We start from the raw sequence: 15,413 nt of genomic DNA, 5'->3' as shown, positions 1-15,413 counted from the left end.
CCTTAATTCCCTGAAATCTTTGCCGGGGCTTCGCGCATGATAGGCCAGTCGGCGGGGGTGAGGTCATAGTGTTTCGGATCGGCCGGGTGGGCCGGGTCGAAGGCGCTGAAATCGGGCGCGGTCTTAAGGTTCAGACCGCTTTGCGGATCGGTGATCACCTGCGCCACGTAGTTGGCGATCTGATAGGCACCGTAAGCATTATGGTGGGTCTTGTCCTGACCACTGTTACCGAAGGCCAGCGGGCTGATCTCAGGCCCAAGCGCTTCGTAGAGCGTCTTCGTCTTCGCCGTCAGATCGATAAAAGGCACGTTCAGCTCCGCTGCCACCTTACGCACGGCGTCATCATAGCCAGCCAGCGTATTGGTGATCTTGCCGTTTTCAAACGAACGGCGCGACACCGGCGAAATCAGAACCACCTTAGCCCCGCGCGCCTGCACATCCGCCGCAAAGGCTTTCAGCCAGGCGGGGTATGAGTGTTCGGCATCAACATAGGTGCGTGGCCACTGCTTTTTCTGATCATTATGGCCAAACTGCATTAAGACCACGTCGCCCGCGCGCAGATCGCTTAAAAGCTTATCCCAGCGCAAGCTCGTGACAAATGACTTCATCGTCTCGCCGGAACGCGCGTGATTGGCCACAGAAACGTCGTTGGCCATAAAGCGCGGCAGCATCTGACCCCAGGAGGCATAGTCGGTGCCTGCCTGATCAGTAACGGTGGAGTCGCCCGCTATCAGTATCCGGCGCGCCGCAATTGGGCTTATCTCAACCGTTCTGACCGCAGCAGAGGGGCCTGAAAAGGCGATGGTCAGCTTATCATCCCAGGTGCGCCCGATATCTTCATCACCGCGAAGCCCAACGCGCGGAGCCTTGCCCTTCGCATCCTGCTCTGAGGTGATGACCGAGGCGTCTCGGACATTGACGATAAATTCGACCGTCTTTGTCTCCCCCTTTTTCAGCGTGACAGGGCCCGCTAAAAGCCGGCGATCTTCAGCCCAGATTGAGGTGCGGCTCTCTGCTTTTTTCGCGCCTAAAGTCACGCGCACGCGATAATCACCGGGGCTGGCTTTTACAGCCAAAGCGACCTCATTGCCTTGAGGTGTATTCGTAAACCCGTAACCCCGCGCCGCGTCGTAGGACATTTCAGGGGTTAGCCGAACGAAGTCCGGCTCAGCCTTAAGGCTCGTATCAAGAAGGAAGCGCTGGGGCAGGGCAGACGCGCTTGTGTGCGAGGGTGTGGATTGCGCCATAACCGAGGAAGCCGTGAGGAACAGGCAAAGAATAAGGGCAGAGGCGTATATCCGCCGGCGAGTCTCATTTTGTTGATTGGTATTGATCGTAATGGCGTTTTTTCTGCTCATAATTGGCCCTTATGTGCTCGTTTGTGATATTTTTTCATTGATATGACCCGTCGTCAATGTCATCTTAACGCACCAGCCGCCGCTGGCCGTCGCTGTGCGGGCGTCCAAGACCCGCCGATCTGAAGATCCCGGCCACAGCGCTGTCTCAGAGGAACCCCAAAAGAGGACCCCCGATGCCCAACCAGAAACCGCTGCGCCGGAAGCTTTTCCGCATGGCAGCTCTTTCGCGTGTTTCGCAAATCGGTCTGATCGCCGCCGCCGGTGCCCTGCTGGCCTTAGGCGCGACGGCTCAGGAGCTGGGGATCCCGCAGGGCTCCGATGCGCAAAAACAGGCGCAAGTCGGTGACGCCGCCAAAGCGCAGAACGTCTTCCTGATGTCCGCCTTTATGGCGACATCGCAAAACACGCTTAGCCTTTTTACCTCCGCCGACGGTGTGACCTTCAAAACGCTGGGCTCCGAGGTCTATACGCCGCAAAAGGGTTTGCTGCGCGACCCGTCGATCATCCGCCATTCGGATGGCTATTACTATGTGGTCTATACCACCAACTGGGACGGGTCTGATTTCGGGATCACCCGCTCGAAAGACCTGAAAAGCTGGGAACTGGTGCGGGAGGTCAAAATCGACCTGCCGGATGTCACCAATACGTGGGCGCCCGAGTGGTTCCGCGACAAGGACGGCACCTTAAAGGTTGTCGTCTCTCTGTCCAAGGGCGGTACGAAGGGGCCTTTCGGGGCCTATGTTCTCGAACCTAATGCCGACTTCTCACAGTGGTCGACACCAAAGCCCATGCAGGGCCTGCAAGGCAACTATATCGACACATTTGTGGTGGCGACCGACAAGGGTTACACCGCCTTCGTCAAGAACGAGACGACCAAATTTATCGAACTGGCCACAGCCAAATCGCTCTATGGCCCGTGGAAGATTGAGAAAAAGGGTGACTGGGCCGGATGGGGCGACTGGCGCGAAGGCCAGGCGCTTGTGAAGTTGCCTGATGGCGGCTGGCGTATCTATTTCGACGACTATATCACCAAGCGCTACTGGTATTCCGACAGCCACGATAACTTCAAAACCTGGACGCCGAAAAAGGAAATCGGTGGCGTGTCGGGCGTGGTGCGTCACTTCACCGTCCTGTCCGAAGACCCGAAGGCTCTGGCCGAAGCCACCAGACCCAAAAACCCGCCTAAAAAGGTCACCTGGGACGAACACTCCCTGATGGTCGATGGCAAGCGCATTATGGTGTGGTCTGGCGAAGTGCACCCTTTCCGGCTGCCTAATCCGTCCCTGTGGCGCGACGTGCTGCAAAAGATGAAGGCCGCGGGCTTCAACGGTGTCGCTTTCTATTTCAACTGGGGCTACCACTCGCCGGCACCGGGCGTCTATGATTTTACCGGCATTCGCAATGTCGAACGCGCCATCGAAATCGCCGAAGAAGAGGGCATGTATATCATTGCCCGCACGGGCCCCTATGTGAATGCCGAACTGACCGGCGGGGGCTTCCCGGGCTGGCTTTTGCGTCAGCGCGCCGAAGCCCGCACCGATGACCCTCTGTTCCTGGCCGCCACCGACGAGTGGATGACGCAGATCAACGCCATCATCGCACGGCATCAGATCACCAACGGCACCGGCAATGTCATCGCCTATCAGCTCGAAAACGAGCTGGGCAAGGTCGAGCCTAAGCACGTGCGCCAGATGGAGCATCTGGCCAAAAAGGCGCGCGCCGACGGCATCAGCGTGCCCTTCTTCCATAATGCGGCCGGGCGTTTGCCCGACTGGACGCCGAAGGATTCGACCGCGCCCTGGGCCAATCCAGGGCCGACGGACATCTATGCCTTTGATGGGTATCCGGGCGGCACCTGCAACGTCCATGCTGACCCGTCAGGCCCCAACAAGGCGCCCGACTGGGGCATTTATGGTACGACACCGCCGCGCATAGGCTCGCTGTCTTCGCCCAAAACGCCCGGTTTTGCGGCCGAGCTGGGCGGCGGCTGGTTCGACTACTGGGGCTCGAACGGCACCTATGACTGTACGGCTAAGCGCCAGGGTAAAGGGTATCAGCGCGTCTTCTACGGCACAAACCTGATCAACCGCATCACTATTCACAACGTCTATATGACGTTTGGTGGCACCTCGTGGGGCTGGCTGGCCGGGCCGGTTGTCTATACCTCTTATGACTATGGCGCGGCCATTTCTGAAGACCGGGGTTTACGTGAAAAAGCCTATGCGCTGAAGCAGCAGGGCATGTTCGTTCAGGCGGCCGAACAGGTCCTGGCCGAAATGGACAAAGGACCGGTCCTCAAGACGTCGAACGACAAGATCAAGGTCTATCACAACATCAATCCGACCCTGAAAACCCATATCCTGTTTGCGGTCCATAACCCGTCCGATGCGCTGAGCGATGACAGCGCGACGTTCGAGGTCACAACCAAAGACGGCACCTACACTATTCCGGTGCGCGTCAATGGTCAGGACGCCAAGATGCTTTTGGCGTCCTATAAAATGGAGCGACAGCACCTCGTCTATTCCAATTCAGAAATCCAGACGCATTTCCAGAATGGTGAACAGGACATCGCGCTGTTACAGGGCCGTGTCGCAGAGGCGGGCGAAACGGTGCTGCGCTTCTCGAAAGCACCGAAGGTTGAGGTTTTGTCGGGTCAGGCGACGACAAAGTTCGACGCTAAAACCGGCGATCTGAAGATCAGCTACACCCATGATGGCCTGATCCGTTTGCGCATCACCGACGGTGGCCGCGCCCCCCTCTTGCTTCTTATTGCCGATGAGCCGACGAGCTTCAACTTCTGGCGTCAGGAAACGGCGCAGGGCCCGGTGCTGCAGATGACGGCGGCTCTGGTGCGCGAAGCCAAACTCTCTGGCGGCAAGCTCGAGCTTAAGGGCGACACCATGACGGAATCGGCCCTGACGATCTGGGGCCCAAAGGGGGTTGAAAGCGTCACCTTCAATGGCGAGCCGGTCGCGGTCACCGCGCAAAATGACGGCAGCCTGTTCAGTAGCCAGCCGTTGCCGCGTCCGGAACAGGTCACCTTGCCAGACCTCGCTCAGGTGCCCTGGACGCGTCGCATGGACAGCCCCGAAGCCAAGCCAGACTTTGACGACAGCCAGTGGGTCAAGGCCGATAACCGCCCGACGGCGGCCCAGACCTGGACGACCACCGAACGGGGGCAGCCGACGCTCAGCATGAGTGATTACGGCTTCCACCACGGCGATGTCTGGTATCGCGGGCGCGTCAAGATCACGGATCAGACGGCGGACCAGCTGGAATTGTTCTATGGCGCTGGCGGGGCCGGCATGATCCAGGTGTGGGTCGATGGCAAATATATCGGCCAGCACGAACACGATACGGGTCGCCAGTTCCCCGAAACTACTGATAGCGTGAAGTTCAAGCTCGACAAGCTGACGCCTGGCGAACACGTGATTTCGGTTATGGTGCGCAACAATTCGCACAACTGGGACCTCATGGCCGACGACGCGCACCGCGAAGCGCGCGGTCTCATCGCCGCCTCGCTCACGACGCGCGCGGGACGCCGTTTTGCCGTTCCCATTGAGTGGCGTATTCAGGGCAACAAGGGCGGCGAACAGATCGCCGACCTCGTGCGTGGCCCTATGAACAATGGCGGTCTCTATGGTGAACGCGAAGGCTGGTACCTGCCTGGAAAGCAAGAGGGCTGGGAAGCCGCAAGCCAAACGGCGGCCCCTCCGGCGGCGGGCACCTATTGGCTTCGCACTCAGTTTAAGCTCGACCTCCCAAAGGGGCACGACGTACAACTGGGCCTTACCTTCGGCGATACGTCAACGCCGCGTTCAGACCGTGAGAACCGGGTCCTGATCTTCGTCAACGGCTGGAATATGGGACAGTTTATCGCCCATATTGGGCCGCAGCGTACCTTCGTCATCCCTCCGGGTATCTTAAACCCCAATGGTGACAATACCATCGCCCTGGCCGTCACTACGGATGGAAAGCCGGAAAACGCGCTGGAGCCCGTTCAACTGGTTAATCTGCGTACCGCGCGCACGAGTGTTCCCCTCGACATCATGCCCGCACCCAACAAACTGCAACGCTAAAGTACCCTCCCCAAGAGTTTCTCTCCCATGACCGCTCAGATTTTCAAAAAGCCCGTCAATACGAACAATCAGGTCCTCACCCCGACCGACCCGTTCAACATCCACCCGTTGCTGCAACATCAGTCCGCGGCGCTGGATGCGGACCGCGACGATTATCGTCGGGCTATCGATCTCCTGATCGATAATCTGATCCATATTGAGGACACGTCGGGCGAGTTTCTCCTGCGTCTGACCGATGGCCGCGTCATCGACACCAAGGCGTGGCACGGGTTTGAGTGGACGCAAGGCATCGGCCTATACGGTATGTATAAGGTCTGGGAGATGACCGGCGACAAAAAAGCCTGGGACATCATGATCAACTGGTTCGAAGACCGGTTTAAAGAAGGCTCGCCGTCGCGCAACATCAATACGGTCGCGCCCTTTTTGACGCTGGCCTACCTGTTTGAGCGCACCGGCGACCGTCGCTATCTGCCCTACCTCGATGTGTGGGCGGAGTGGGTTTATAATGATCTTCCGCGTACGGAGGAAGGTGGCTTCCAGCATATCGTCTATAACAGCGTCAATAACCAGCAGCTCTGGGACGATACGCTGATGATGTCGGTTGTTCCGCTGGCCAAGATTGGTCTGTTGCTCAATCGCCCGCACTATGTCGAGGAAGCCAAGCGTCAGTTCCTCATTCATATCAAATACCTGACCGATCGTAAGACGGGCCTGTGGTTCCACGGCTGGACCTTTGAGGGTCGCCATAACTTCGCCAATGCGCTTTGGGGCCGCGGCAATTCCTGGGTCACGATTGTGATCCCGGAGTTTATCGAGCTTCTCAACCTGCCAAAGGATGATGCCTTCCGCATGTTCCTGATCGAGACGCTGGAAGCGCAGGTCAAAGCCCTCGCCAAGGTGCAAGCCCCCTCGGGCCTGTGGCGCACCATCCTCGACGATGAAACCTCTTACGAAGAAGCGGCGGCGTCCGCGGGCTTCGCCTATGGCATCCTGAAGGCCGTGCGTAAGGGCTACATCTCACGCGATTATGAGGCCATCGGCATCAAGGCCGCCAAGGCTGTGCGCGCGCATATCAACAGTGCGGGTGAACTGACACAGGTCTCGTTTGGAACGCCCGTGTTCAACTCCATCCAGGAGTATAAAGATATCCCGCTCACCTCCATGCCGTTCGGTCAGGCCATGGCGCTCCTGACCATGGGTGAGTTCCTTTACCGGTTTATCTAACCCGTCTCGCAATAGAGGTCCGGACGAAGGCGCCGGACCTGAATTGCATTCAATAACAAAGCAAAGGCGTCTTCGGACGCGTCTGTAAGACGTCTTCACAGTTTAGGCTTCGAGTTAATCCGAAGACGGTGGGAGTGGAACAAAATGGCCGAAGCGGCAAGTGCACGTAAACCCAACTGGCTGAACTATTGGGGCTGGGGATCGGGCGATCTGCTCGGTGCCGGCGCTCAGGCCGTCATCACCGGCTGGCTCTTTTACTTTTTTACCACCTTCTGCAGCCTGACGGCGGTGGAGGCCGGCCTGATCCTCGGCCTGCCCCGCCTGCTGGAAGCCATTACCTGTCCGTTGATCGGCTATATCTCGGACAATCTGCGCTACACCTGGGTCGGCAGAAAAATCGGCCGGCGCAAGATTTTTCTTCTGATTACCATACCGCTGCTTCCCTCTTTCGCCTTGTTGTTCGTAACGGGGCAGACCTTCTGGTACTATCTGGCGGTTTTCATCTTCTTCGAGCTTCTCTACACCATGTTCTTGATACCGTGGGAAACCCTCGCGGCAGAGATGACCAAGGACTACAAAGAGAAAGCCAAGTTTGCCGGCGCGCGCATGATCATCGCTCAGGCTTCGGCGATCGCGGCCTCTGCGCTTCCCGCTATTCTGATTAACCTGCTCGGTGGGAAGGATTCGCCTCACACCTTCTTCATCATGGCGGCTATTTTCGGCGTCCTTTTCTCGCTGGTGGTCGTTTTGGTGGTGATATTCTCGTGGGAGCGCCCCTACACCGAGGAAGAAAAGCGGATTCAGCCGGCGCCGCTGGATGCCAAGGCTGTTGTCATGATCCCGGTCAATATGTTCCGGGATCTATTCTCCACCTTGAAGCTTCGCGCTTTTCGTCAGCATCTCAGCATCTATCTGGGTGGCTACCTGTCGCAGGACATCTTCAACACGGCCTTCCCGATTTTCGTTGCCACCGTTCTGGCGGCGGGCACGGTCTTCACCAAAAACGAGACGACGACCCTGATATCGGGGATGATGACGCTGATGTACATCGCTCAGCTCGTCTCTGTGATCATCGCCATTCAGATCGTTATTAAGACCGGTCCGACCCTGGCTTATCGCATCGCCATCAGTTTCGTCGTCGCGGCACTCATCCTGTTCCTGGCGTTCTACTTTACCGCCCCATCCGGCTTTGCCTCTGGCCTGAACGGCATCAATGGCGATCTAATTGCCGCTTTCAGTCAGTCAGATCTCGGTCTGATCTTCTGGCTTTTCGTGCCGATCATCCTGGCGGGTCTGGGACGCGGGACTCTGAATTTCTTGCCGTGGTCAGTCTATAACTACCTGCCCGACATCGACGAAGCGGTCACCGGTCAGCGTCGTGAAGGTATATTTGCCGGGGTCATGACGCTGGTGCGCAAGGTGGCACAATCAGGCGCCATCGTGGTCACTGGCTGGATCATCAATCAGGGGGGGTATGTGCCTCAGCCAAAGGATCAGGCTGAACTGATCCAGCAGACACCCGAAGCCATCCATACCATTGTCATGGTGCTCATCGGTGGCCCGATCATCGTCATGGTGCTGGGTATGATCATTTCCTGGCGGTTTGCGCTGAACGTCAAAACGCACGGCGTTCTCGTGCATGAGGTTGAGCGGCTGCGCGCCGGCGAAACCACGCCTGAGAGCCCCGAAAGTCAGGCCATTGTTGAAGACCTGACGGGCTTTAAATATGCCCAGCTCTGGGGGCGTAAAGCCCGCTAAGCTTTCCACACCCCGCAAAACGGAAAGGCCCCGCACAAACGTGCGGGGCCTTTCTGCTGAAATGGCAACACAGCCGTCGAGGGGGAATAGGGTAGAGGAAGCTCGCGAGCCTATTCGCCTAGACGGTGATCCCGAAGGTCACGGTCCCGGTGTACCCGTTTGTGGTGTCACCTGTGAGGGCGATTGTCTGAGCGGCCAGCTCTGCCGATGTATTGTCCGAAAACACATTGTCGCTCGAAAACGAGATCGCGGCCAGATTGCTAACTGAGGCGCTATAGCCTGAGACATTGCTATAGACGGTCGAACAGACGCTTCGGTCGAGCGCAAACTGGCTGGTCTTGATCTTGTTGGCGTAGGAGGTTGCTGACGCCAGACTTGGATAGACCTCCACATGCATGTGAGGCATGCGGCCTGAGTAACAGCCGGGGAAGATGGTGGTAAAGGTGACCTGGCCGTTGGTGTCGGTGACCTGAATGCCGCGAAGATAGTTTTCGCCTGTGACGCCAGACGAATAAAGAGAATAGAGGCCGTCTCGCGTGCAGTGCCAAAGATAGATGACGTAGCCTGACAAGGCCGCGCAGCCACTGGCGGAATTCACCAGCGTTATGGTCAGTTTAAGCGGCAGCCCTGGCGCGGTACCCGACGCCGATCCCACAGATGTGCGGATATCGGATCGGTTGATCCCGGAAAGCGCCAGCGCGTTCACGACGCTACCTGAAACGGTGTTTGAACCATCTCCAGGATAGGGGCCTTGCGTCTCCGTCGGCAAGGTCGTGCAGGTCCCGGTTGACGAAGAGGCTGTACTTGAGCTCGACGCGCTGCTTGACGAAGACGAGCTGGAGCTTGAAGAGGATGACGAGGTCGTGACGCTGGCGGTCGTTGATCCACCACCGCCACCGCCGCCGCAAGCCGAGACAGCAGTGGCGCCAAACGCAGCCGTTCCAAACATCAAAAGGGCTTTTCGGCGCGATAAAACGCCAATCAGGTCCTGAAGGCTGCCTTCATCTTTGTGAAAGGGCTCATGGGGGGCGTGGGAATCAGGCATCGGTCCTCGCAATATCTAAGTTACGCGAGGTCTCTCATGCCTTTGGGGCGATGGTTTAGCTCAATAATTTCATTCGAGAAACGCATCGTGGCGAAATGTGCCCATCCAGTCGGATCGATGTTCTCGAGACACCTGTTTAGCCGTGTTCCACACCCTGTTAGCCCGGGATAAATCCTCGGAATCGGAGCGAACGCATACGTCACTCTCGCTCCACGAAAAGATCTGTTTGCAGATCCTTTTTCAGACTTATGATATGTTAAAGGATCATATGGCGTTGCGAATGGTCAAATCCATGATATGTTTGAGGGTCAAATTTCGTAAAATGATCTGTTCGGGTATCAAATTTTGCAAAAAGAATCGCTCAAAGAGATCGGCGCCTTGCTCCGTCAGGCGCGTCAGGCTTCCGGCCTGACCCAAGAGCAGGTGGCCCGATTGTCCGGCATTACGCGTCCGCGATATAGAGAGGTCGAGGCAGGGAGTGCGGCCGCAAGGGCGACAACGCTGATTAACATCGCCCGGGCGCTGGGCCTCGAAATGATGCTGGTGCCCCAGAGTGCGGTCCCGGCTGTCAACGCGTTGCTGCGTCCGCATGAAGACGATGATTTTCCAGCCTTTTCGGTTCTGACGGATGAAGAGGAATGACGCAAAGTTATCTCGCGCCAAGCGCCTTTAAGTCGCTGGATGTGTTTCTGAACACGCTGAAAGTCGGTACAATCGTCCGGACACCGGGCGATTTCAACGCGTTCAGTTTTGATCCCGCGTATCGACTTACAGGCGGCGTACCTGTTTTAAGTCTATCGTTTCGGTCGGCCACCGGCGGGCTGCGCAAGGATCCGCAGCCTATGGTCGGCGTCCTGCCCGCCTTCTTCGCCAACCTCTTGCCAGAGGATAAACTAAGAGCGGCGTTGGAAAAGCATCACGCCGGCGATGTTCGTCCTGGAAACGATTTTGATTTGTTGGCGGCTCTCGGCGCAGATTTGCCGGGTGCGGTGCGCGTGCTTGCGACTGACGGCTCGGAGATAAGGGCGCCTCATGAGGAAGGCGCTCTCACTAAGGCGCGCTTCTCCCTCGCCGGTGTCCATATGAAGCTTTCGGTTATGAAAAATGCCGGAAAAAGCCGTGGCCTGACACTGCCGCTGGTCGCGGGGGAGGGACAATATATTGCAAAATTTCCCTCCACTGCCTTCCCTGGCGTTTCGGAAAACGAATATGCGAATTTGGCTCTGGCCGAGGCGATTGGCATGGACGTGCCAGAACGTGAACTGGTCGAAAGGTCGGATTTCGAGGGGATACCGAAAGACTTTCAAACCTTTGCCGATGGTAAAGTGCTTCTGACCAAGCGCTTCGATCGAGGTGCGGGAACCAGGCGTGTGCACATTGAAGACATGGCGCAGGTGTTTGGTGTGCATCCGTCTCGAAAATATGAGGGAGCGGCCTATCACGACATCGCCGCAGCGATTGCGACGGCCGTTTCGCCCGCGGCGGCTCTTGAATTCGTCCGCCGACTGGCCTTGGCGGTTATCACCGGGAATGGCGATATGCACCTTAAAAACTGGTCGTTGATTTATCCAGGAGAGGGTGCGGCACCAGAGCTCGCACCGGTCTATGACCTACTGTCTACCGTGCCATACAGTCCCGCCGATAGCCTTGCGCTCTCGCTGGGCGGAGAAAAGTCGTTTAAAGCCATTACCGCCGCCCGCTGGAAGAGGTTTGCCAATCGCGCGCGTCTTCCGGAATCCGGCGTACTGCTCGCGGTCTCAGAGACACTTGAGCGCGTCAACGCCAGTTGGTGGACGCTGCCCGAGCGCACATTGATCCCGAAACGGGTATTGAGCCGTATCGATGGGCATATCAAAACAATGACGACGACACTGTCTGTCGACTGACGCAGATGGACATGGCGACAATCAGCGGATCGGTCCTCGTCCCGTCTTGGGAATTCGTTCTTTTTTTGGTCAGCGGCACACGCTTTGTTCGATACCCGTGTGCAGGCCGCGAAAGCATATGAAAACGCACTGATTTCTTATCGTAGAGCGCGCTACCTCTTGACCTTGGCGCGCACGCTCACCAAATGGCACGCTTCATGCAGCCTTGTGCGCGTGGTTAAGTCACATGTATCGGAATGTTATCGTGCTTTTTCTCATCAAGTGGATGTCGCAGGGTGTCGCTCTCATAACCGGGCGGACAAAGCGTCAGCGCAAAAAGACAAAGAGACGCTACCTTTATCGATAGCTCAAGTCGTCTCCCGGCGGTTTATGCCCGCCCGGCAATTAACGAACTGAGCCCCGCAGTGCCTCACGTTTTGGCTTAAGCCGATGGGAGGCCCTGTTTCATCAAGTACCAGGTCAAAGCGTCAAACAGCGCGTCGTTTGAAGCATCGATAAGGTTGGCGCTGACGCCCAGCGTGTGCCAGGCATGCCCGTTCTTGTCACGGCTTTCAATGACCACGCGTGTCAGGGCGGCGGTCGCATCAGACGGCGTGAGAATGCGAACCTTATAGTCACTAAGGTGCATGTCCTGAAGCGCCGGATAATGCGGTGTCAGGGCCTTGCGCAAAGCCTGGTCGAGCGCATTGACAGGCCCGTTGCCCTCAGCGACGGTCATAACCGTCTCTGCGCCAATTGAAAGCTTGACCGTGGCTTCTGCCATTGTGTCCTGAGTGCTGTTTGGCAAAACGCGGCATTCGTTGAGCGCGCGATAACTCAGAAGCTCATAGAAACGCGGCAATTGCCCGAGAAGGCCTCGAGCCAGAAGCTCAAACGAAGCGCTGGCGTCCTCATAGGCATATCCCATAGCCTCACGGTCTTTGACGATCTTGACGAGTTCGTTGATGCGCTCATCATCGGCCGAAACCTCAATACCCATCTGCTCGAGCCGATTGAGCACATTTGCACGACCAGCTTTATCAGAGACGAGAATAAGCCGCGTGTTTCCCACAAGTGCCGGGTCGATATGTTCATAAGAGCGACTGTCGCGCGCCATTGCCGAAACGTGTAACCCGCCTTTATGGGCAAAGGCACTCTTTCCGACATAGGCCGCATGGCGGTTGGGCACACGATTGAGGCGATCGTCGATGAGCCTTGATAATGAGCCGATCTCTTTCAGCTGTTCCATCGAGACGCCCGTCTCGTAGCCCATCTTCAGCATCAGTGTTGGGATCAGAGCGATCAGGTTGGCATTGCCGCAGCGCTCGCCAATGCCATTGATCGTGCCCTGGATCTGGCGCACGCCCGCCTCAACCGCAGCCAGGGAATTGGCGACGGCCTGTTCGGTGTCGTTATGGCAATGGATCCCAAGACGCGCATCGGGAAGTTTCGATCGAACGTCGGAAACGATACGATAGACCTCTGAAGGCATTGAGCCCCCGTTCGTATCGCAAAGGATGATCCAGGAGGCTCCGGCTTCATAGGCCGCGCTCAGGGCTTCAAGCGCATAGGTCGGGTTGGCTTTATAGCCGTCGAAGAAGTGTTCGGCATCAAAATGCGCTTCACGACCCTGGTTGATCACGTGCGAGAGCGAGTCTGATATCATCTTCAGGTTCTCGCTCGTCGAAACCTTCAAGGCGGTCTCGACCTGCCAGTCCCAGCTCTTGCCGACCAGACAGACGGCCGGTGTACCAGCGCCAAGAATATCCTGAAGGCCGGGATCATTTGAGGCTGAGCGCCCGGCACGCCGCGTCATTCCGAAGGCCGACACTTTCGCAAACCGCGTCTTTGGCACGCGCGCAAAAAAAGCATCGTCTGTTGGGTTTGCGCCCGGCCAGCCGCCTTCGATATAGTCGATGCCAAAGGCGTCCAGCGCCTCGGCAATCGCCAGCTTGTCGGCAACGGTGAAGTCAATCCCCTGTGCCTGCGATCCGTCGCGCAGGGTGGAGTCATAAAGATAGATACGCTCGGCCATGGCTCAGCTATAGCCTGACTTTGAGGGCGTCAATAAAATTCCCGCACTTAAGCGGCAATTGCGCTGCCAAGTCTCTGAAATCGTGCCGTTCGTTTCGATGATTACTACTTCTGCCGCGCTCGGAGCGCCGCGAACATCTGTTCGGCAACTTCCCAGTCTTCGGGCGTGTCGATATCGACGACTTCGGTGCGCGGCAGGATGACCGGGGCGGAATGGATCGAAAAGACGTCCTCGCCATTCAATGCCGCCTCTGTCCAGCTCCAGTAGAACTGCGCCGCGTCATGATAGGCGGGCATGAGGTCCTGAGAGCGTGTCATGCGATGTTCCGGCTGGAACATGGCCACCCCGCCCTCAGGCGTGACATAGAGGGCGCGCTGGATAGGGAAGGCGTAGCTGGTCACCGAAAAAGCGTGGCGTTTGCCCTGAAGCGCCTCCCAGCCCTCGATCAGACGCCTGGCCGTCAGAAACGGCGCGGTGGCATAGAGGCAGCAAAGGGCGTCAGGGCGTTCCCCCTGGGCGATCAGCCAGTCGAGCGCGTGGGCGATCACTGCGCCGGTCCCGGCATGGTCGTTGGCCAGCTCTGGCGGGCGTACAAATGGTGTTTGCGCCCCGCAGGCGCGCGCCACCTCGGCGATTTCCTCATCATCGGTCGAGACAATGATGTGCGCAAACAGGCCGGACTGAATTGCCGCGCGGATCGAATAGCCGATCATCGGCTGGCCGAAGAAGGGCTTGATATTCTTGCGCGGGATGCGCTTCGACCCCCCGCGCGCCGGAATAATACAGACCCGTCTCATCGCAGAAAAACCTGATTGATGTAGGGGTCGAAACCACCCGGATTGTCCATCACCGGTGCCTTCGGCGAATGCGGGGTTGGATAGAGATTATACTGAAAGGCCAAAAGGAGCCTGGGGCGCGACACGGGCAAGAGCCCCTTATGAAACCCATAGACGTCTTCGAGAAACCACGAGCCGGCCGGGGCCGTGAGGGTGACTAGCTTTCCGGTCCCGAAAGCGGCTTCGATATCGGCGTCAGTCTGGGCCTTGCCGGTTTCGAGTATGGAAGAGCGGTGCGAGCCGCGCACAAAGACGTGCGGGCCTGCGTCCTCATCAATGTCTGTCAGATAGTAAAAGAGTTTCACATTGCCGACGCAGTCGTAATCGCGATGGAAGCGCTGCACACCCTTGGCCGTGGCGCGGCCGGCAAACCCCCAGGCTGCCCCGATGTTGTCCAAAATGGGCCTTGCCCCCAGATAGAGCTCAACGGCTGCCAGTACGTCGGGGTGATTGGCCAGAGCCAGCGCATGGGGCGCGCGAATAACCTCGTCGGGGGTATAATAGCCGATATTGATATCGTCCGACGGCACCTGATCCCAGGCAAAGCGTCCGAGGTGCGGGCGGTAAGGGTCGTGACAGGGCAGACTGCGGAAATAGGCGGTCAGGTCGCCTAAAACCTGTGCGTCAATAGGCGGCTGGATAGCTGTGAAACCCTCTTCGCACAGATCTGCACATAAGGACCGTGCGAGCGGAGAGGGCGCAAGATCTGGTGTGCGGGGTTTAAAGTGGCACACCAGACGACCGAGCGTTTGGCGCCCGCGATAATCGAGTAACGGCAAAAGGTCGTAGGCGACATTGCGGCGGTCAGTGCGGGCACGTCTTAAAAACTGCGACACGGATGGAATGCGCGTGCGCAGGCGCTCAATAAAGGGCGTCGTCGTCGCGGCAGCCGCGGACATAATCGACTACAATCCGGCAACCGCAGCGAGGTCATTTAGCGTGACCGCGCTTTTTAGCTTTTCGCCATCAACGATTCGCCCCAGATCGGAATCGACCATAGCCACAAAGGAGATGACAGAAAGGCTGTCCCAGTTGCCGATATCGCGGACATTTTCTTCGCCGGTCAGTCCGCTTCCATCGACTTCAAGAATCTCCGCAATTGCGGCAAAAAAGGCGGCTTTATCCACGTGCACATCTCCCCTTCATTACAGGTTCTGGCCGATAGAACCGTGGTTTCGTCAATATTTGCTTAAAACTTGCTAACTAAGGTTAA

At 57.5% G+C, this 15,413-nt stretch carries 11 protein-coding genes; 5 read left to right on the top strand and 6 right to left on the bottom strand.

The genetic code is table 11. From position 1 onward, the window contains the following. Nucleotides 1-2 precede the first annotated feature (2 nt). On the bottom strand, nt 3-1,358 hold the full coding sequence (locus tag ASTEX_RS10720) for a rhamnogalacturonan acetylesterase (protein ID WP_013479645.1): 1,356 nt from the start codon (nt 1,356-1,358) through the stop codon (nt 3-5). Nucleotides 1,359-1,531: 173 nt separating this feature from the next. Here ASTEX_RS10720 and ASTEX_RS10715 point away from each other — a divergent pair, with 173 nt between their 5' ends. The 3 genes from ASTEX_RS10715 to ASTEX_RS10705 all read left to right on the top strand — a co-directional run bounded on the left by ASTEX_RS10715 (nt 1,532) and on the right by ASTEX_RS10705 (nt 8,419). Next, the gene (locus ASTEX_RS10715) at nt 1,532-5,437 is read left to right on the top strand and encodes a beta-galactosidase (RefSeq protein ID WP_013479644.1); all 3,906 of its coding nucleotides are present in this window, start codon (nt 1,532-1,534) and stop codon (nt 5,435-5,437) included. 27 nt (nt 5,438-5,464) lie between these two features. After that, nucleotides 5,465-6,661 carry a beta-galactosidase BglB gene (gene bglB, locus ASTEX_RS10710; protein WP_013479643.1) on the top strand — a complete coding sequence of 399 codons (1,197 nt, stop codon included), beginning with the start codon at nt 5,465-5,467 and terminating at the stop codon, nt 6,659-6,661. Between the two features lie 144 nt (nt 6,662-6,805). Next, nucleotides 6,806-8,419 (top strand): MFS transporter, encoded by a 1,614-nt coding sequence (locus ASTEX_RS10705; RefSeq protein ID WP_013479642.1) that lies wholly within the window; start codon nt 6,806-6,808, stop codon nt 8,417-8,419. A gap of 118 nt (nt 8,420-8,537) precedes the next feature. Here ASTEX_RS10705 and ASTEX_RS20840 read toward each other — a convergent pair whose 3' ends face one another. After that, the gene (locus ASTEX_RS20840; RefSeq protein WP_245532495.1) at nt 8,538-9,125 is read right to left on the bottom strand and encodes a dioxygenase family protein; all 588 of its coding nucleotides are present in this window, start codon (nt 9,123-9,125) and stop codon (nt 8,538-8,540) included. A gap of 684 nt (nt 9,126-9,809) precedes the next feature. Here ASTEX_RS20840 and ASTEX_RS10695 point away from each other — a divergent pair. Together ASTEX_RS10695 and ASTEX_RS10690 are read left to right on the top strand one after the other, a co-directional pair. Further along, entirely contained in the window at nt 9,810-10,106 is a 297-nt protein-coding gene (locus ASTEX_RS10695) for a helix-turn-helix domain-containing protein (RefSeq protein ID WP_013479640.1), read from the top strand. Next, a complete protein-coding gene (locus ASTEX_RS10690) occupies nt 10,103-11,350 on the top strand; it encodes a type II toxin-antitoxin system HipA family toxin (protein WP_013479639.1) in 1,248 nt (415 codons plus the stop codon). Before ASTEX_RS10695 ends, ASTEX_RS10690 begins: the two co-directional genes overlap by 4 nt. A gap of 421 nt (nt 11,351-11,771) precedes the next feature. Here the strand turns inward: ASTEX_RS10690 and cimA are convergent, their stop codons facing one another. From cimA to ASTEX_RS10670, 4 genes are all read right to left on the bottom strand, one after another. Then, entirely contained in the window at nt 11,772-13,364 is a 1,593-nt protein-coding gene (gene cimA / locus ASTEX_RS10685; RefSeq protein ID WP_013479638.1) for a citramalate synthase, read from the bottom strand. Nucleotides 13,365-13,468: 104 nt separating this feature from the next. Next, nucleotides 13,469-14,161 carry a pseudaminic acid cytidylyltransferase gene (gene pseF, locus ASTEX_RS10680; RefSeq protein ID WP_013479637.1) on the bottom strand — a complete coding sequence of 231 codons (693 nt, stop codon included), beginning with the start codon at nt 14,159-14,161 and terminating at the stop codon, nt 13,469-13,471. After that, a complete protein-coding gene (locus tag ASTEX_RS10675; RefSeq protein ID WP_013479636.1) occupies nt 14,158-15,099 on the bottom strand; it encodes a phytanoyl-CoA dioxygenase family protein in 942 nt (313 codons plus the stop codon). Before ASTEX_RS10675 ends, pseF begins: the two co-directional genes overlap by 4 nt. Nucleotides 15,100-15,105: 6 nt before the next feature. Further along, nucleotides 15,106-15,327, bottom strand: coding sequence for a phosphopantetheine-binding protein (locus ASTEX_RS10670; protein WP_013479635.1), 222 nt, complete (start codon nt 15,325-15,327; stop codon nt 15,106-15,108). Nucleotides 15,328-15,413 lie beyond the last annotated feature (86 nt).

Source organism: Asticcacaulis excentricus CB 48 (assembly GCF_000175215.2).
In the GTDB taxonomy this organism is placed as follows: Bacteria; Pseudomonadota; Alphaproteobacteria; order Caulobacterales; family Caulobacteraceae; genus Asticcacaulis; species Asticcacaulis excentricus.
Note: the sequence above shows the minus strand (reverse complement) of the source record. Positions and strands in the feature narration are given on the sequence as shown.